Below are 18,837 nucleotides of genomic sequence, written 5' to 3' on the forward strand. Positions count from 1 at the left end.
CTCTTTTTTATTTAATCGAAGCAGCGAATTGTTCTACGGTTGTTGTATGATGTATGCGAACACGCTTCATTTTTAACAACTCATCGGGTTCACCTTTTGTAATGAATTTTCCGGGTTTTGTTGTCGTTGCAAATTGATAATATTTCTTCGTTTCTGCAACGACTTTATCATCTACATGGCCGAATGGATAAGCAACTGCAATAACAGGCTTACCTGTTATTTTCTCTAGCTTCTCCTTTGATTCTTTTAATTCTTCTTCATAGTTTGTAATTTTCGGCAAGTCTGCATGTGTTGCAGTATGAGATTGCATAGAGAAAATGCCAGAATCAACCATTTCTTTTATGTCAGATGTAGATAGTGATCCTTCTACATCAACGTTATCAACAATCATATATTCTGTTGCTGTAGGTTTAAACATATCGTCTTTTAGCTTTTGTAAAACATGAAATGCATTCATATTATTTTTCATACCGTCATCAAATGTAACGAAGATAGGTTTATTTACTTTATTAATATCGCCCCAACGTTCGAAAGTTAGTAATGTATAACCGTTGTCTTTTAAATATTTCATTTGGGCTTCAAAGTTAGCGGGTGAGACGAATAAATCTTTAATGCCTTGTCCGTGATAATCATCGATTGCATGATACATAAGAACGGGAACCTTTTGCTCGAAAGTAATAGTAGATTTTGTGAGCGGAATGGTTTTCCCATCTTCTTTTATTCCTATTGCTTCAATTTGGAACTCACCGCGTTTTCCTTCAAATTCTTTTAGGTCAAAAGGAAGTGAAAATTGCTTTTCCCTTTCTTTTGAAGATAAGGATTTAGCAGTTTCCTTTCCGTCAGCAGTTCGCCAAATTTTATATTGTACCTCAGTTAAAGTATCTTTTATATCTGCCATGTGAATAGTAGTGTTAGTAGATTCATATGTAATTGGGTTATAAGAAATTTTCCCTTGTTCTTGTACGGTCACTTCTTGTTTTTTAGTCTCTTGAACCTTTTTCTCTTTTTTAGGCTCTTGACTTACATTGCTAGTAGTACAACCTGCTAGAATAGCAGATGTGCATAAAGCGATTGCTGCGTATTTTCTCATAAAATCACCTTCTATTGTGTATTATGTTGCATACTTACATTTAAAATCCCCACCGCTGTAAGAGAGGTGGGGATATACCCTTGTTCATCATAGCATTTGAAGAAAATGTATGGAATGAGAAAAGTAACAATAGATAAAAAAATCACCTTACTTCAACGAGTAAGGTGATTTTTTATTAAATAAACAATCCAGCAATTGTTGCAGATAAAATAGAAGCAAGTGTTGATGCAAATAGCATTTTCCAACCAAATTTAGAAACGATGCTTCCTTGTTTTTCAGAAAGGGCACGGATTGTACCTACAATCGCACCAATTTGACTGATACTTGCGAAGCTAATTAAGAATACTGTAACGATTCCAACTGTACGTGGAGATAATGTTGCTGCAACATCTTTTAAATCAAGAATTGCTACAAACTCGTTTAATACAATCTTCGTACCCATAATACCACCAGCTGGGATAATATCTTGAGTTGGAATACCCATTAAGAATGCGAATGGAGCAAGTATATAACCGAAGATTTGTTGTAACGTAACAGCATATCCCATTGCACCTGAAGCTGCACTAATTACGTAGTTTACAACTTCCATCACACCGATGAAGGCGATCATTAATGCGGCAACGATACCAGCTACTTTTAAACCATCAAGCGCACCGTTAATCATTGCACCGATAAAGCTGTCACCGAATAAAGTTCTATCGAATTTTTGAATCACTTCATCTTCTTTCTTCGTATCAACTGGTGTTAATAGCGAACAAACGATTAAGCTTGAGAATAAGTTTAGCGGAAGAGCTGCTAGTACATATTTTGCATCTAACATCATTACGTATGATGCTGTAACAGAAGCAGAAACTGAGCTCATCGCAGAACAACAAATGATAAACATACGGTTTTTATTGAAATGTTGTAAATCATTTTTAATAACGATTAACGCTTCACTTGAACCGAAGAATACAGAGTTTACTGCGTGGAATGATTCAACGCGTGGTAAACCAGTAATTTTTGAAATGGCACCGCCGACAACGCGAACGATGAATGGTAAAACACCTAAGTAACTAAAGATAGAAAGTAGTGCTGAGAAAAATACGATAATTAATAGTACGTTTAAGAAAAAGACAAAATCTCTTTGAATTCCATTAAAGAGAAAATCGACACCTGTCGTACCAAGTTTAATTAGTTTGTTGAAAACTTTACCAATGAAAATAATGATTTGTTGACCAATCTTTGTGCCAAACATAAACCAACCGATTAAAATTTGAAAACCAATCATAATAGCAATTGCACGGAAGTTGATTTTACTTCTATTGTTTGACAAAGCAAAGCATAAACCTAAAACGACAAGAATACCGATAATGCTCATTACATATTGCATGTAGTTGCCCCTTTCAGAAGTTCGTATAAAGTTTGTACATAAAACGCTCGTTATATTACTAAAAATAAAACAAAGAAGTTTTATGTCATACGTAAGATGTCTGACCTTTTAGAAAAATAAAAATAAAAAAAGACCCATATGGATTCACTTTCATCTATGAGAGAAAGCTAATCAATATGAGTCCTTTTTTGCGCATAGGCTAATATTCATTAGTTTTCCCCATAGTCCAGCAATTTAAGGTTGCCGGGTAGAAACTCTCGATCCATATTATCGAGTATATATGAGGTAACATCGTCCGTATTAAATTAGTAGTAGCGTAACATTAACAGAGAACTATCGTCAATAGCTTTTTTTCTTCTGATAGAAATAGACCATATAAGTATGATAAAATGTAACGCAGTGTTATGAAAAAGAGAGGTCGGAAAATGAGTACAAAAATGACGCCACCAGTTGAAAAAAACGAGTTTATAGATGTAGTATTTGAAGATTTAACACATGATGGTGCCGGTGTTGCGAAAGTAAAAGGCTATCCTATTTTCGTTAAAAACGGATTACCAGGTGAAGAAGCACAAATTAAAATTATTAAAGTGAAGAAAAACTTCGCATTCGGTCGTTTAATGAAGCTTCATGCAGAGAGCCCGTATCGTAAAGATGCAGAATGCCCAGTGTACAATCAGTGCGGCGGTTGTCAGCTTCAGCACTTAACATATGAAGGACAATTACAAGCGAAAGAAAAACAAGTACGTGACGTTATGCAGCGCATTGGCGGATTAAGTGATGTTCCTGTTCATCCTGTACTTGGCATGAAAAACCCATGGGTATATCGTAATAAAGCACAAGTACCAATTGGAGAACGTGAAGGTGGACTTGTAGCTGGTTTCTATCGCCAAGGAACACATGACATCATTAATATGGAATCATGTTTAATTCAGGCAGAAGAAAACGATACATTAATTCAAGAAGTAAAACGTATTTGTGAAAAACATGGTATTTCAGCATACAACGAAGAGCGCAACAAAGGAACACTTCGTCACGTAATGGCTCGTTACGGACAAGTAACAGGGGAAATTATGCTTGTCTTCATTACTCGTACAGCAGAACTGCCAAACAAGAAAGCTATTATTGAAGAAATTGCTGCGAAATTCCCTGAAGTAAAATCCATTGTTCAAAACGTAAACACGAAACGTACAAACGTAATCTTCGGAGACAAAACGACAGTACTGTACGGATCAGAATATATTTATGACTTTATCGGTGATATTAAATTTGCGATTTCAGCACGTTCATTCTATCAAGTAAACCCAGAACAAACGAAAGTGCTGTACGATAAAACGTTAGAATACGCAAAATTAGATGGTAACGAAACAGTAATCGATGCCTATTGCGGAATTGGATCAATCTCCTTATTCCTAGCACAAAAAGCAAAAAAAGTGTACGGCGTTGAAATCGTCCCAGAAGCAATCGAAGACGCAAAACGAAACGCAGCATTAAACAACATGACAAACGCTGAATTTGGCGTAGGAGAAGCAGAAGTAGTCATTCCAAAATGGTACAAAGAAGGCGTAATTGCTGACACAATGGTCGTAGATCCACCGCGTAAAGGTTGTGATGAGGCACTACTTAACACAATCATCGACATGAAACCAAAACGCGTCGTATACGTATCATGTAACCCAGCAACATTAGCGCGAGACTTAAAAGTACTAGAAGAAGGCGGATATAAAACGCAGGAAGTACAACCTGTTGATATGTTCCCGCATACGACTCATGTAGAGTGTGTAGCTTGGCTTAAGTTGGTATAATAGGAAAGCAGTTGATATAGGAAAATCTATACCATCTGCTTTTTGGTTTATTGAGAGTTTGAAATTGTATTCATAGTGAGAGGATTTGAATTTGAAATGATAGATAATTTTTGGCGTGATTTACCACGACCATTTTTCGTACTTGCACCAATGGAAGATGTAACAGACGTTGTTTTCCGTCACGTAGTAAGTGAAGCTGGTCGTCCAGATGTATTCTTCACAGAGTTCACAAACTCAGATAGCTATTGTCATCCAGAAGGTATGAAAAGCGTACGTGGTCGTTTAATTTTTACAGAAGATGAACAACCGATCGTGGCGCATATTTGGGGAGATAATCCTGAATATTTCCGTCAAATGAGTATTGGTATGGCAGAGTTAGGATTTAAAGGCATCGACATTAACATGGGTTGCCCTGTACCGAACGTAGCATCAAGAGGAAAAGGTAGTGGCCTTATTCTACGTCCAGACGTTGCGGCAGAACTTATTCAAGCAGCAAAAGCGGGCGGACTACCTGTCAGCGTAAAAACAAGACTTGGCTTTAAAGAATTAAGTGAGTGGGAAGATTGGTTAACGCACATTTTCAAACAAGATATTGCAAACCTTTCTATTCACTTACGTACAAGAGAAGAAATGAGCCAAGTCGATGCGCACTGGGAGCTAATTCCGGAAATTAAAAAATTACGTGATCGTATTGCACCAAATACGCTCCTAACAATAAATGGTGACATCCCTGACCGTAAAACTGGGCTGGAACTTGCTGGAAAATACGGCATTGATGGCGTCATGATTGGACGAGGAATCTTTAAAAATCCATTTGCTTTCGAAAAAGAGCCAAGAGAGCATAGCAGTAAAGAACATCTAGATCTTTTAAGACTACAACTTGATCTTCAAGATCAATATGCAGAAGTATTACCACGCTCCATCACAGGACTACATCGCTTCTTCAAAATTTATGTAAAAGGCTTCCCTGGAGCTGCTGAACTAAGAAATCAATTGATGAGCACAAAATCAACGAATGAAGTGCGTACATTGCTTGATAAGTTTGAGGCGAGTGTGAATGTGGTAGAAGGTAGTGAAACGGTATAACTCCCCGAAGTAGAGATAGTGTGAATAGACAGATGAGAATCTTGACTCAGATGAGTAGGGATTCCCATCTGTTTTTTTATTTTAAGTAAATAAATTTTCGTAGCGAAAAAAATTGTGTGTGACCTCTAGTAATGACAAAGTATTTATCCTACAACTTAGTAATAAAAATATTAAATTAATTCCTATATTAAATTTATAAAAAACATTATAATAGTGAGAAATATGAAATGTTTTGTCGAATTAACAATGATAGCGCAGTAAATTTATAGTATTTGTTGGTTTTAAAAAAGAATTTAAGTTTGAATATAAATAGATATTTTCAATGAAATGGAGTTCGTTTTTATGTTGAAGGAACAAACGAGGTATTCTCGACTTGCGAATATAACTGAAATGATTAATACAAAATTAGATTTGCGTGAAGTGTTAGAGCAAGTCACAATAGCAATTTCTGAAGAAATCGTTCAATGCGATTCTGTTGGCATTTATTTGCCACAGGAAGATGGGACTTTTAGAGGGTATGTAGGAAAACCGGAAGTTATTAACGGATGGACACTGGATATGCATGTCATTGATACAGACATTGATCTGCTGGCGAAAGAAGTAATTGAAACAAAAAAGGCCATCTATATACCTGATACATCAAAAGATAACAGGCCGGACCCGAGAGCAGTGGAAGGGTTTCGAATTAAATCTTTATTCGTACTTCCTATCTCTTTTGAAGAAGAGTTATTTGGTCTAGTTTTTTTATTTGATTATGGAATTCCCATGAATTTAACAGAGTCAGAAATTCAAACAGTTGAGGCATATGTGAATATGGCGGCTGTTGCCATTCAAAATGCGAACAATTTAACTCATAAGGTAAACCTTATTGCTGAAAAACAGCTCTTATTAGATGTGACACGGGATTTATCTATGTGTTCTTCCATGCAGGAAAGTCTTGATACTTGTTTTTCCTATTTAGGAAAAGTTTTAGACAATTATAATATTGGAGTTCATTTACTGGATCCTTTAGCTAAGAAAAAAATTAGACCGGTGAAGTTAAGTAAGGATTCAGAATGGAAAGAAGAAGATTGGATTAAGACACATGATAAGATAAAATTTGATAAAAGTAATGATAGAGTCACGCAAGAGGTCATTGAAACAAAAAAGCCAATCTGGATTCCAGATGTTTATGCAGATCCGCGCCCCAACCATGATGTTTGCCGTAATTTTGGCATGAAGGGACTCTTTATGTTGCCATTGGTTTCAATGGGAGAGGTATTAGGACAAATATCTGTGGTCAATCTAGGAGATAGTAATTTTAGTTATTCTGAAGGGCAGATACAGCTGTCACAATCTATTGTCGATGCAACTGCCTCCACGCTATCAAACCTTTTATATATGGAAAAGCAGGAAATTATTATCGAAGAGAGGACTTCAGAAATTACGGTTAAAAATAAGGAACTGGAACGAGTAATAACTGAATTACAACAGCTTAGCCGTGAGAAGGAATTGATTCTCAATTCTGCTGGAGAAGGAATTTTCGGTTTAGACCTTGATGAAAATATTACCTTTTGTAACCCAGCTGGTGCATCCATGTTAGGCTATGATATAAAAAATGAATTAATAGGAAAACCGTCCAGTATGGTTTTCAACGGAATTGAAGCAGGAAAGAAAAAGCAGGTGGCCTCAGGTTGCGATGAGAATTGGAATCTTTACGATAAAACTGAGCAGTTTTTTAGAAAAGATCAATCCTGTTTTCCGGTGGAGTATGTCATTTCCTCTATAAAAGAAGGGGATGAAATTGTCGGAGAAGTCGTTACCTTTAAAGATGTAACTCAAAGGAAACAAATGGAGGAAGAAATAAAATACCATGCTTATTTTGATAGTTTAACAGACCTACCTAATAGAGTTCTACTAAAGGACAGACTAACTCAAGGGCTGACATATGCTCAATTACATGCTGAAAAATTAGCAGTTCTGTATTTAGATTTAGACAGGTTTAAGTTTGTGAATGATACGCTCGGGCATAGCTTCGGTGATCTGCTGTTGCGAGAAGTTGCAAATCGATTAAGTGCTTGTGTTCCTAAAAGTGCTACGGTCTCGAGACAGGGTGGGGATGAATTTACTATTTATTTACCCAATATTAAAAGTGAAAAAGAAGTGTTAAAGGTAGTAAATCGTGTCATTGATTCTTTTTCAAGGCCATTTCAGTTAGTAGACAATGAAATTTATATGAAAACGAGTATTGGTATTAGTATATTTCCTGATAATGGTGATACGACTGAAATCTTAGTTAAAAATGCAGACACAGCTATGTACAAATCGAAAGAAATATCAGGAAGTAGCTATCATTTCTTCAGTGAAGGAATGGATACTAGAACTTTTGAAAGCATTAAGCTAGAAAATGATTTGTATAAGGCATTGGAACAAGAAGAACTTGTAATCTATTACCAACCGCAAATAAATGGTAAAACGAATGAGATTGAAGGTGTAGAGGCTTTAATTAGGTGGAACCATCGAGAACATGGGATGATATCGCCTGATAAATTTATCCCAATAGCTGAAGAAACTGGATTAATAGTCCCGATAGGTGAATGGGTTCTAAAAGAGGCCTGCAGGCAATTAAAGAAATGGTACGATCAAGGTTTCCCATTAATTAGTATGTCCGTGAATTTATCTGCGCGTCAATTTGAACAAAGTGATTTATTTGCTGTGGTCAAAAATGTTCTCGAGGAAGTAGAGTTATCTCCGAGGTATATACAACTAGAACTCACTGAAAATTTAATTGTTAAAAATACAGAATCAACTTTAAAAACAATGAAGAAATTAAAAGGTCTAGGAATCAACCTTGCTATTGATGATTTCGGGACTGGTTATTCATCTTTAGGTTATTTGAAAAAATTGCCTATTTCAACGTTAAAAATTGATAAATCCTTTGTACAGGATATGACAAAAGATGATGCAGCTATTACGAATACTATTATTACGCTGGCTAAGAATTTGAACCTTGACGTTATTGCTGAAGGTGTTGAGACAAAGGAACAGGTCGAATTTTTATCTGCACGAAATTGTTATTTGATGCAAGGGTATTTTTTCAGCCGTCCTATGGCAGCTGAAGACATCGAAAAACTTTTTTTAATAGAGAAATAAATTAAAAATGAATGGAGCATACACATGAGAGCAGCCCGAAATGTATTAGAATATTTAATAGCTAATGAAGTTAAACATATATTTGGTATCCCAGCTGGTTCTGTAAATGCGTTTTTTGATGAACTTTATGATATGCCTGAATTAACACCAATCGTAGCAAAGCATGAAGGGGCAGCATCCTATATGGCTGCCGCTTATGCTAAATATACAAATCACCTAAGTGTATGTATTGGTTGTAGCGGACCAGGGGCCACAAATCTTGTGACGGGCGCAGCCAATGCTATGCGAGAGCACTTACCTGTTTTATTCATTACAGGTGCTGTACCTAGAAATACGGTAGGTTTAAATGCATCACAAGAATTAGATGTAGAACCAGTTTTCAGATCTGTTACAAAATATAGTGTTACGATTAATGATGTAAAGGATGTACTTAAAGAAGTTGCACTAGCAATTGAAATTGCTCTATCCGGAGTACCAGGACCTGTCCATATTGCGATACCGATTGATATTCAACACGAAAATATTGAAATTGTTGAAATGCCGCCACTTCCTAAAAGACTTCCTATTGTTCCTGATCTATGTACAATAGAAGAAACAGCTAGAGAGTTAGTAAAAAGGGAGAAGGGTTATATTTTTGTAGGACAGGGAATAAGAAACTCTGTTGAGTCATTAATAGAGGTGGCAGAACTGCTGAATTGGCCGATTATAACAACTCCACAAGCAAAGGGATATATCCCTGAGGAACATCCTCTTTTAGTCGGAGTGTTTGGATTTGCTGGTCATGAGGCTGCTTCAGCGTTGATTAATGAGGGTGATGGAAAAGCACTATTGATTGTAGGCTCCAGCTTGGGGGAAACTGCGACAAATAATTATAATGGAAACTTAATAAAAGATCGCTTCTCTGTTCAAATGGATTTTGAACAATCTGTTTTTAATCGGAAGTACAAAGTGGATATTCCAGTACTAGGCGATATCAATTTAAGTTTATTAATGTTAATAGAAGAATTAAAGACTTTAGGGTTGCAAAAGGAAAGCACTGAGCTTACCGTTGAAAAGAAAAAAGAGGAAGAGAATACGGAGGAATATAATACGAAAAATGTTCTCCTGACGCTTCAAAAATGTTTACCGTCAACTACTAGATATTCTATTGATATTGGTGAATTTATGGCGTATGTCATCCATCACATGAAGGTAGTAGATATTGATACTTATAATATTAATGTGCATTTTGGCGCAATGGGAACCGGGATTGGTTCTGCGATTGGTTCAAAACTAGCTGAACCGGGACGCCCTGTTGTATGTATTACAGGTGATGGCTGCTTCTTCATGCATGGAATGGAAATATTGACGGCAAAGGAATATAATTTACCAATTTTATTTGTTGTGATGAATAATGCCCGTTTAGGAATGGTATATCACGGTCATTCGTTACAGTTCCGTAGGACTCATCCATCCTTTGAACAGGAATCAATTAATATTAGTGCTATGGCCGCGGCTATGAATATACCAAGTTACAGAATCACTGAACTAGAAGATATCAATCAAGGTGTTATAGACGGCTTAATGAATTCAAATGGGCCAGCAGTACTAGAGGTAGCTTTAGTCGATAATAATACTCCTCCTATGGGAGACAGAGTTAAATTTTTATCTTCTTTTGGAAAATAAGTTTATTTTATTCACCGTATAAAAAAATCATATAGGGATTTCCTATATGATTTTTTTTATAAAGAGGGATATGAATTGTGAATTTCCTTAAGGATCATTCCGATAATCTGCCCTTTATAGGCATCTGGAATTGCTTCCCCAGATGGATTTGAGTAATAGTAACATCCATTCCCTTCATCGTAAGAGAACCCAAAGTTTGTTAATGATTGCTGTAGGTCCTTCGGCAATTCTTCTAATCCAGTTTGTTCAGTGAAATAGTCAGTAGGAAAAACCTTTACATCGACATCCCCTAATCCAGTATGAACAACAAATAAGTCTTGTTCATCTCGAACAACCCACTGATCTTTAGAAAATAAAGAAATTCTTGCCCCTTCTAAAGAGGATATTGCATCTAAGTTAATACCAAAAATTTGATTGATAAGTTGGCGGATTTCTATTCCTGTGGCCTTTCTTCCGTAATGGATGAGGGTAGAATCTATGGCCTTTATAGCAATATTCTCAGTTGAGGAACCTGCTCCTGTCAGTATCCATTCTTTTGATAGGACAGGTTTAGTTGTTAAATCAAATTTGAAAATGGACATTACAATGTTACAAATCTCGGTACTGGTTATTTTTCCTTGGTGAGAATCAAGATGTTTGTCCATTAATTCTACTTTTTTCACTCGGTCTACACCTTTTTCTAACATTTACAACAAACTCCAATCATAAAAATAAAGTATGTTTTTTTATTAATAACATAGAAAGAGTTTAAAAAAATCTTGCCCTTCCGCTAAAAATATAGACTGGATATTCTCCACTCAACTGAAAGCCCTTAAAATGCTGTTATTCTATTATACTAATTAATACCTGTGTATTGTTATAAAAAAAATTAAGATATACTTTATAGAAAAAAGGGAACTAAAAAGCATTCGAATCTCTTCCTAGATTGAATCCTAACTAGCATTAATCCACCTAAGACTACAAAACCTCCCCCTAAAATGTTAAAGTAGTAACTTAACGACATAAATTTACACATGCTAAAAGCATTACTATAATCAACATTTCAGGAGGAAACACAATGGCAATGAGCAACAACGATATATTAAAAAGAGTAAGATACGCTTTAGATATAAGAGATATAGATATGGTAGAAATCTTTAAACTTGGCGGGATGGAAGTAACGAAAGAAGACGTAGTTGATATGCTTACAAAAATAAAGAGAGCGCCTCAGCATGAAGCTGAAAATGATGAGGTAGCTGAAGATGAGTACGTAAAAACATGCGATATGATGATGTTAGAAGCATTTTTCAATGGATTTATTACTTTAAAAAGAGGGAAGCAAGATCCGAAACCAGGGCAACCGGCACCTGTACAAAGTAAAGAGAGTGCGAATAACCTTCTTCTAAAGAAAATGAAAATCGCACTTTCATTAACAACTGAAGATGTACTTGATATATTAGATAGCGTAGGTGTTACGGTAACAAAGGGAGAACTAGGCGCCCTATTAAGAAAAAAAGGCCATAAAAATTACAAAGAGTGCGGCGATAGATACGCAAGGAATTTCATTAAAGGATTAGGTGTAAAGTATAGAGGATAATAAGTCCGTTAAGGCAGTAAATGATATAATAGGTAGAGTAGGACGTTCGTGTCCTATTCTTTTTTATTTGTAAAATAATACATTAGGTGATGAAATGGTACATACATATTTAGGTGAGACGATTCATTTTCATATAACTTATAAAAAGAAAAAATCCGTGCGTCTTTTTATAGATTCGTACGGAAATGTGGAAGTGCAGGCTCCAAAGGGAACACCTGTTGAATACTTAGTCCAGTTGCTAGAGGAGAAGTGGGATTGGATTCAGACAACACGTAAGGAAATGCAGGAGCGGGCGCTTGGACCACAGGAAAAGGATTATGATCAAGGAGAGGGATTTCTGTATTTAGGAAATACGTATCCGATACAGATTTCTCAAGATGCAAGTATTACGCAAGACAGTGCAGTGTTTGAAGGAGATAAGTTACACATTTATGTGAAAGAGCTTAAGGATGAAAAAATCCAGCAAGCTTTAAAACGATTTTACTATAAGCAGTGTAAGTCATTAGTAGAGAAGAGTATTAAAGCACATCAAAGTAACTTCAAAACAAAACCTCGTTCTATTCGTATTACAGATAGTAGCCGAACATGGGGCACTTGTGATTCAAATTTACAGCTAACATTTAATTGGAAGCTAGCGATGGCACCACAGCGAGTAATCGATTATGTAGTTGTTCATGAAATGTGTCATATGGTTCATTTAAATCATGATCGCTCTTTTTGGCGTCTTGTCGGGAAGATAATGCCTGATTATAAGGAAATGGAGAACTGGTTAGCGTTATCTAGTTGGAAGATGACGGTTTAGTAGGTAGTGGTGTGCTTTATAGAGGTTGCGATTATTGTCAATAATTGTCGGTAAGTTGATATGTTTCAAAAATCGCTGATATATTTGGAGTTGCAATCGATATGGTCAATGAAGAGAAAGCAAAAGGAGATGTCATAGCAGACATCTCCTTTTTTTGTTGTAGCAATTATCGCCCAAACCTCACAACAAAATCTTCATCCACTTTCTCCATCTTATACCCACGATACCCTTCCGAAAGCAACGCCTGTTGTCCACCAGCATTGTTCATTGGAATGCTCTTAATATCCGTCCAATCCCTTTCATTGTCCCCACGCAATTCCTTCACAAAAACATACCGCATACTTCCGCCATACTTCTCTTTCAGTGCAGCAATCTTCATCCCTTGCGCGAATTTATCCTTCAAACTCGGAATGTTAAAAGGGGCAACGGTGCAGCAAACATAGTCGTATTTGCTATCGTCTTTTTGTAATTCGTTCATAATAACTGTCGCTAATATTTTTTGCATCCCATTTCCTCGGCAGTTTGGATGAACATTTGAGATTTCTTGATAGATGACGCGATGTAGTTCGCTTTCTGGTATGCCAATATCAAGTCCTAAATGTTCATCGTCGATAGGAGGGACGAGTAGGGCACGAAATGCGATAAGTTCGTTTTCGATAAAAGCACCGATCATCATGCCGTTTCCTTCTAGAATGTATTGAAACTCTTCTAGCGAGAGTGGTTGTAAGCGACTTTTATCCTCTAGCGCCGCAACTACGACGTTTTGTAGTGATAAGATTTGCTCGATGTGCTCTAGTGATAGTAATGTAACGTGAAATGGATCGTTATTTTGTTTTAATGATCCTTTGTATAGAACTGTCATGCGTTAGTCCTCCTTTAGCGTACAACGTCTTGAAAGACGGTTAGTTCTTGTAGGGTATTTTCATTTATTTCAATGCCGAGTCCTGGATTTTCGTTTAAGCGAATAAATGGTACGTCATAGTGTAAGTTTCCGATGTCTTTCGTGAACTTTAATGGACCTGTAAGTTCAACGCTCGTAATGATTTTTTTCGAGAAAGCGACATGGAATCCTGCGGAAGAGGCAACGGATGATTCGACCATGGATCCAACTTGGCATTCAATGCCGGCCATTTCTGCTTGGTGAGCGAGTTTTACAGCGGGATATATGCCACCGCATTTCATTAGTTTTATATTTACTTTATCAGCCGCGTCTAATTTAATGATTTGGCGCATTTCACGAGTACCTTTTAATCCTTCATCAATCATAAGAGGAAGGTCTGTTTTAGAACGAATGTGAGCCATTGCGTCAATATCGTCTGCGACAACAGGCTGTTCAATCCAGTCGATGTTTACATGACCTAATGAACGAAGTGCTGTTAATGTGTTGGCGCTATTTTTCCACCCTTGGTTTACATCAACGCGAATCGCAATATCATTTCCTACACGTTCACGTACCGCTTCAATTCTTTTTACATCTTCTTTTACATTTGTACCGACTTTCATTTTGAAAGATTGGTAACCTTTCTGAATCATAGAGGCAGCTTCTTCAGCCATTTCTTCTGGATCTGCGATACTTAAGACGTGAGTGACAGGAAATTCTTCATGGTAGCGTCCGCCAATTAATTGATATATAGGTTGATTTAGTTTTTTGCCCATTATATCAAAACAAGCAATATCTATTGCAGCTTTTGCAGTAGGAACACCGTAAATTGTATTGTCCATCATATCGTGTATTTTCTCGATATTCATTGGATTTTGCCCGATAAGAGCAGGAGCAAGTGTATGTTTTAAAGTATGGAAAGTACTTTCCCATGATTCGCCTGTAACGTGATCATCAGCAACGCCTTCACCGTAACCGATAATGCCTTCATCTGTTTCCATTTTGACGATAATAGAAGGCATATCAGAATAAGAACCATAACTAATAACAAACGGATCGCGAAGCGGTAAACGAATTGCATAAAGATGAATAGCTGTAATTTTCATTGGGTAGAGACCCCTTCCTGTTTACAATAGTTTTGTACATTTGATATAGTTGACGTTAAATAGTCGTTAATTGATGATAAGGAGTTAGAGAAATGATGATAAAAATTGCAGTTGTCGGTTCAAAAGAGTTTATGGAGACACTTTTACCTGTTGCTCATAAACTAGAAGAAATAGAGATTGATCCATATATTTATCTTCATCCGGCAGAATCTTCTGAACTATTAAAGCGTTTAAAGCCTTGTGATTTTATCTTTTTCTCAGGTGCTTTACCTTATTATATGGCAAAAGAAATAAGAGAACAATTACGAATTCCGAGTACGTACTTACAGCAAGACGAGACAACCATCGCGTCTTCCATTCTTTCTGTCATATATCACCAAGGTATTCAACCACATCAAATCTCAATTGATTTAGTAGACCGTTCCTTCATTACAAATGTGTTCCATGATATCGGCATAAAAGAAAAGCCACAAGTGTTTGATTATAAAAATATGCTGTGGAGTAAAGATGAAATAAATAGGGTTATTGATTTTCATGTAGCTAAATATCAATCTGGAGAAGCTCATTTAGCTTTAACTAGTATTCACGCTGTCTATGATGAACTTCAAAAAATAGGTATTCCTTCAGAGCGTATGATAGACCCGAAGCAATCTATTATACGTGGGTTAAAAGATGCAAAAATAAAAGCCGAGTTAGCAAAAAGCCATTCAGCTACCGTTGGTGCTTGTATGATTTCTTCTTTAGAATTAAGAGAAGGTTTGCTTGAGCAATTAGATACCATTTCAAAGGCACTACATGGTTCATTTAAAAAAGTTGATGAAATGACATTCATTTTGTATACGACTCGTGGTGATATTGAATCGATTATAAAAACGAATATGTTAAATAATTTATTTGCGAGTATAGAAGGAACGATAGCTATTGGATTTGGTTACGGAAAAACTGTAAAAGAAGCGGAGCAAAATGCTAAAATCGCTCAAAATTTTGCGAAGAACAATCCAATAGACCACTGTTTTTATATACTAACAAGTGATAAAGAACTATTTGGTCCGTTCCCGAAAGAACAGAGAGTCCAAAGTTTGAAGAATGAAAACCCGGAACTCATGAAAATAGCGAAGGAAACGAAACTTAGTCCAGCAAACTTATCAAAAATTATTCAATTTAGTCAATCACATCCGTCATTGAAGTTCACAGCAGCAGATCTTTCTGAATACTTACAAGTGACTCGGCGATCAACAGAAAGGTTATTAAAGAAACTAGTTGATTATGGATATGCTCATATTTGCGGCGAGGAAATGCCCTATCAACAAGGGCGCCCTCGCGCAATATATGAAATGAATTTACCGGTATCTTTAAGCTTCTAGTTGAGCTTTTTGTTTTTTTAGTAGTTCTGCTTTTTCAATGTCTGATAGTTTTGTAATTGTGAGACCAGTTATGCCGTAAATGATTGAAATAATAGGTACGATGAAATTCAATATAGCATAAGGAGCATATTCGAATGCGCCAACTCCAAGTGTTGCGAGTATAAATACACCACATGTATTCCAAGGTACGAAAACAGAAGTTAATGTTCCGCCATCTTCTAATGCTCTGGATAAATTTTTAGAATGTAGTCCCTTTTCTGTGTATGCATTTGCGTACATTCTTGAAGGAACAACGATCGAAATATATTGTTCAGAGCAAGTGAGGTTCGTTGCAAAGCAAGATGCGATAGTAGAAGCGATAAGTCCTTTTGCTGATGTCGCTAATTTTAAAATTTGATTTACAATTGAGCGAAGAATACCAGTATGTTCTAGTACTCCGCCGAAAGTCATAGCGACAATTGTCATAGAAACTGTATTCATCATCGAATCTAAGCCACCGCGGTTAAATAGTTCGTCCACTAGCTTGTTGCCAGTGTCTATGACAAATCCAGCTTGGAGTGCACCGACAGAGGCTGAGACAGAACCACCTTGAATAAAGACTTGTGATAAAAATCCTAAAATAATACCTACGAGAATAGCTGGTATAGCTGGCACTTTTTTAGCGACCAATACCATAACGACTACAGGTATGATTAATAGGAAAGGTGAGATAACAAAGTTTTGTTGCAGCACTTGTAACGTTTGATCGATACTTTTTGCATCAATATTGTTATCGCCGAAGCTTCTTCCTAAGAACGCATAAACGATAAGAGTAATAATTAAACCTGGAATTGTAGTAAATAACATATGACGGATATGCGCGAATAAATCTGTATTTGTTAATCCTGCGGCTAAGTTTGTCGTGTCTGAAAGCGGTGACATTTTATCGCCGAAATAAGAACCGGAAATGATAGCACCGGCAACCATTGGAGCTGGGATTCCCATACTTAGGCCAATTCCCATTCCTGCAACACCAATTGTTCCCATTGTAGACCAAGAGCTACCGATAGCTAATGCAACAATAGAACAAATAATTGTAATTGAAACTAAAAATAGTGATGGAGTTAAAAGTTTTAAACCGTAATAAATCATTGTTGCGACAATTCCGCCGCCAATCCAAGCACCGATCGTTAAACCTACAAGAATAATGATAACGATAGCTGGTAATGCAAGACGAATTCCTTTATACATTGCTTCTTCAATATCATGCCATTTGTAACCGTAACGCCAAGCGACGATAGAAGCAACGGTTGTACCGATAATAAGTGGGACGTGAGGGCTTTGTTTTAATACAACAATTGTAACCATCATAACTGCAACTGTAATGATAATAGGGATTATTGCTACTCCAAAAGGTATTTCTTTTTTCATAAACTGCCTCCTCATTATGTATGTTTGTATTTTTAGAATTGTCGCAAAATAGACGCTATTAAGTTATAATAACTAAAAATATATGTAAGCGTCAATAAAAAACAGAAAATAAGGAATGTTCTATCGTTATGAAGTGAGTAGAAATAAGTTGTCGATTGCATTTGAAAATAAACAATTGACTTTTTTCTTAAAATTCAATATGTTCATAAAAACATCTGTTTTTCATAAGTATAATTAACCTGAATGGTTTTGGAATTTGGGAAGGAGAATGTAGCTTTGAAAACATTAGAACTACAAGAGCGTTTAACTGAAATTTTCCAGCATTTACATGAAAACCCTGAAGTGAGTTGGAAAGAGTATGAAACGACAGCGTATATTACTAACTTTTTAAAAGAAGAAGGAATTTCATATAAAATATTTGATGATTGTCCAGGCGTGATTGCGGAAATCGGAAGCGGAAATCCAGTTATTGCAATTCGTGCCGATATGGATGCACTATGGCAAGAAGTAGACGGAGAATTTAAAGCGAATCATTCATGTGGTCACGATGCTCATATGACAATTGTGATGGGGCTTATTTTACAATTGAAAAATATGAGATGGGGTAGTGGAACGGTTAGATTTATTTTTCAGCCGGCAGAAGAAAAGGGAAATGGCTCTTTAAAGATGGTAGAGAAGGGTGCTGTGGATGATGCTGACTTCTTGTTTGGTGTTCATTTAAGACCAATTGAAGAATTGCCTTTGAAACAAGCTGCCCCATCTATTCGTCACGGAGCGGCAGGATTTTTAGAAGGAACAATTCATGGAGATGATGCACACGGGGCACGCCCACATCAAGGGATAAATGCAATTGATGTTATTTCTATGATCAATATCGGTTTGAAAAATATATGGCTACCACCGCAAAGTTCATATTCAGTAAAGATGACAAGGTGCCAAGCTGGTGGCGATAATTTAAATATTATTCCGGGAAACGGTCATTTTAGCTTAGATGTAAGGGCAGAGAGTAATACATTATTAGAAGAATTGAAGAAAAAAATAGAACATGTAATAGAATCGGCCGCATCGATGGGATCGGAAACTTCATATAAATGGATCGACCTTGCACCAGGAGCTGAAGTGTCAGAAGAAGCTGAGTGCTTTATGCGAAAAGGCATTCTTGAAGTATACGGGGAAGAGGGATGCACTGGACCGCTGTATACGACAGGAAGTGATGATTTCCATTACTACACAGTGAAGAAACCACATTTAAAAGCTGTCATGCTGGGGCTAGGGGCGAACCTACAACCTGGATTACACCATCCGTATATGAAGTTCGATTATAGTTGTATTATGGATGGGGTAGAAATATTGAAGCAAACTGTATTGAAAGTATTAGAGGACAGGGGCTAGAGAGCTCCTGTTTTTTTGTAGGGATTTGTCGGTAAGTCGATATATTGGAAAAATCGTTGATAAATTTGAAGGTACGATAGATATATTCGAAAAATCGTCGGTATAATTTCACGTACCAATTGATTCAATGAAAAATCCCTCTCCGGTACATGGTGTATAA

The 18,837-nt window shown here is 36.5% G+C and carries 14 protein-coding genes and 1 riboswitch; of the genes, 8 read left to right on the forward strand and 6 right to left on the reverse strand.

Going from position 1 to position 18,837, the window contains the following annotated elements; translation table 11 throughout:
• Positions 1-7: 7 nt before the first annotated feature.
• Entirely contained in the window at positions 8-1,090 is a 1,083-nt protein-coding gene (locus VF726_RS24615) for a polysaccharide deacetylase family protein (RefSeq protein WP_440172815.1), read from the reverse strand.
• Positions 1,091-1,265: 175 nt separating this feature from the next.
• Positions 1,266-2,462: a NupC/NupG family nucleoside CNT transporter gene (locus VF726_RS24620; RefSeq protein WP_429601772.1), complete on the reverse strand. Its 1,197-nt coding sequence runs from the start codon at positions 2,460-2,462 to the stop codon at positions 1,266-1,268.
• A gap of 202 nt (positions 2,463-2,664) precedes the next feature.
• Positions 2,665-2,766, reverse strand: a riboswitch (purine riboswitch).
• 121 nt (positions 2,767-2,887) lie between these two features.
• On the opposite strand from VF726_RS24620, the gene rlmD reads away from it, so the two are divergent.
• The 4 genes from rlmD to VF726_RS24640 all read left to right on the forward strand — a co-directional run bounded on the left by rlmD (position 2,888) and on the right by VF726_RS24640 (position 10,147).
• Positions 2,888-4,264 (forward strand): 23S rRNA (uracil(1939)-C(5))-methyltransferase RlmD, encoded by a 1,377-nt coding sequence (gene rlmD / locus VF726_RS24625; protein WP_440172816.1) that lies wholly within the window; start codon positions 2,888-2,890, stop codon positions 4,262-4,264.
• A gap of 96 nt (positions 4,265-4,360) precedes the next feature.
• A complete protein-coding gene (locus tag VF726_RS24630) occupies positions 4,361-5,350 on the forward strand; it encodes a tRNA dihydrouridine synthase (protein WP_440172817.1) in 990 nt (329 codons plus the stop codon).
• Positions 5,351-5,692: 342 nt separating this feature from the next.
• Entirely contained in the window at positions 5,693-8,482 is a 2,790-nt protein-coding gene (locus tag VF726_RS24635; protein ID WP_440172818.1) for an EAL domain-containing protein, read from the forward strand.
• A 24-nt stretch (positions 8,483-8,506) separates the two neighbouring features.
• Complete coding sequence (locus VF726_RS24640; protein WP_440172819.1) at positions 8,507-10,147, forward strand: thiamine pyrophosphate-binding protein; 1,641 nt, start codon at positions 8,507-8,509, stop codon at positions 10,145-10,147.
• A 56-nt stretch (positions 10,148-10,203) separates the two neighbouring features.
• Here VF726_RS24640 and VF726_RS24645 read toward each other — a convergent pair whose 3' ends face one another.
• Complete coding sequence (locus tag VF726_RS24645) at positions 10,204-10,833, reverse strand: hypothetical protein (RefSeq protein WP_440172820.1); 630 nt, start codon at positions 10,831-10,833, stop codon at positions 10,204-10,206.
• A gap of 371 nt (positions 10,834-11,204) precedes the next feature.
• On the opposite strand from VF726_RS24645, the gene VF726_RS24650 reads away from it, so the two are divergent.
• On the forward strand, positions 11,205-11,723 hold the full coding sequence (locus VF726_RS24650; protein WP_440172821.1) for a DUF1456 family protein: 519 nt from the start codon (positions 11,205-11,207) through the stop codon (positions 11,721-11,723).
• Between the two features lie 94 nt (positions 11,724-11,817).
• Complete coding sequence (locus VF726_RS24655; protein WP_440172822.1) at positions 11,818-12,525, forward strand: M48 family metallopeptidase; 708 nt, start codon at positions 11,818-11,820, stop codon at positions 12,523-12,525.
• 166 nt (positions 12,526-12,691) lie between these two features.
• Here the strand turns inward: VF726_RS24655 and VF726_RS24660 are convergent, their stop codons facing one another.
• Positions 12,692-13,387 (reverse strand): GNAT family N-acetyltransferase, encoded by a 696-nt coding sequence (locus VF726_RS24660; protein WP_440172823.1) that lies wholly within the window; start codon positions 13,385-13,387, stop codon positions 12,692-12,694.
• Positions 13,388-13,401: 14 nt separating this feature from the next.
• Complete coding sequence (locus tag VF726_RS24665; RefSeq protein WP_440172824.1) at positions 13,402-14,511, reverse strand: mandelate racemase/muconate lactonizing enzyme family protein; 1,110 nt, start codon at positions 14,509-14,511, stop codon at positions 13,402-13,404.
• Positions 14,512-14,603: 92 nt separating this feature from the next.
• On the opposite strand from VF726_RS24665, the gene VF726_RS24670 reads away from it, so the two are divergent.
• Positions 14,604-15,875 (forward strand): transcriptional regulator, encoded by a 1,272-nt coding sequence (locus VF726_RS24670; protein WP_440172825.1) that lies wholly within the window; start codon positions 14,604-14,606, stop codon positions 15,873-15,875.
• On the opposite strand, the gene nhaC is transcribed toward VF726_RS24670, so the two are convergent.
• Positions 15,864-17,285 (reverse strand): Na+/H+ antiporter NhaC, encoded by a 1,422-nt coding sequence (gene nhaC, locus VF726_RS24675; protein WP_440172826.1) that lies wholly within the window; start codon positions 17,283-17,285, stop codon positions 15,864-15,866. The genes VF726_RS24670 and nhaC overlap by 12 nt on opposite strands.
• 276 nt (positions 17,286-17,561) lie before the next feature.
• Between nhaC and VF726_RS24680 the strand changes: the two genes are divergently transcribed.
• Positions 17,562-18,677, forward strand: a complete 1,116-nt coding sequence (locus tag VF726_RS24680; RefSeq protein ID WP_440172827.1) for a M20 peptidase aminoacylase family protein — start codon at positions 17,562-17,564, stop codon at positions 18,675-18,677.
• Positions 18,678-18,837 lie beyond the last annotated feature (160 nt).

Origin of the sequence: Bacillus sp. Brlt_9 (assembly GCF_051948935.1) — a bacterium.
Lineage (GTDB): Bacteria > Bacillota > Bacilli > Bacillales > Bacillaceae_G > Bacillus_A.

Coding starts and splice junctions, on each gene's coding strand:
- VF726_RS24620 (WP_429601772.1), bottom strand. CDS start 2,462: ATGCAATATGTAATGAGCATTATCGGTATTCTTGTCGTTTTAGGTTTA.
- VF726_RS24650 (WP_440172821.1), top strand. CDS start 11,205: ATGGCAATGAGCAACAACGATATATTAAAAAGAGTAAGATACGCTTTA.
- VF726_RS24630 (WP_440172817.1), top strand. CDS start 4,361: ATGATAGATAATTTTTGGCGTGATTTACCACGACCATTTTTCGTACTT.
- nhaC (WP_440172826.1), bottom strand. CDS start 17,285: ATGAAAAAAGAAATACCTTTTGGAGTAGCAATAATCCCTATTATCATT.
- VF726_RS24660 (WP_440172823.1), bottom strand. CDS start 13,387: ATGACAGTTCTATACAAAGGATCATTAAAACAAAATAACGATCCATTT.
- VF726_RS24670 (WP_440172825.1), top strand. CDS start 14,604: ATGATGATAAAAATTGCAGTTGTCGGTTCAAAAGAGTTTATGGAGACA.
- VF726_RS24645 (WP_440172820.1), bottom strand. CDS start 10,833: ATGTTAGAAAAAGGTGTAGACCGAGTGAAAAAAGTAGAATTAATGGAC.
- VF726_RS24665 (WP_440172824.1), bottom strand. CDS start 14,511: ATGAAAATTACAGCTATTCATCTTTATGCAATTCGTTTACCGCTTCGC.
- VF726_RS24615 (WP_440172815.1), bottom strand. CDS start 1,090: ATGAGAAAATACGCAGCAATCGCTTTATGCACATCTGCTATTCTAGCA.
- VF726_RS24655 (WP_440172822.1), top strand. CDS start 11,818: ATGGTACATACATATTTAGGTGAGACGATTCATTTTCATATAACTTAT.
- VF726_RS24635 (WP_440172818.1), top strand. CDS start 5,693: ATGTTGAAGGAACAAACGAGGTATTCTCGACTTGCGAATATAACTGAA.
- rlmD (WP_440172816.1), top strand. CDS start 2,888: ATGAGTACAAAAATGACGCCACCAGTTGAAAAAAACGAGTTTATAGAT.
- VF726_RS24640 (WP_440172819.1), top strand. CDS start 8,507: ATGAGAGCAGCCCGAAATGTATTAGAATATTTAATAGCTAATGAAGTT.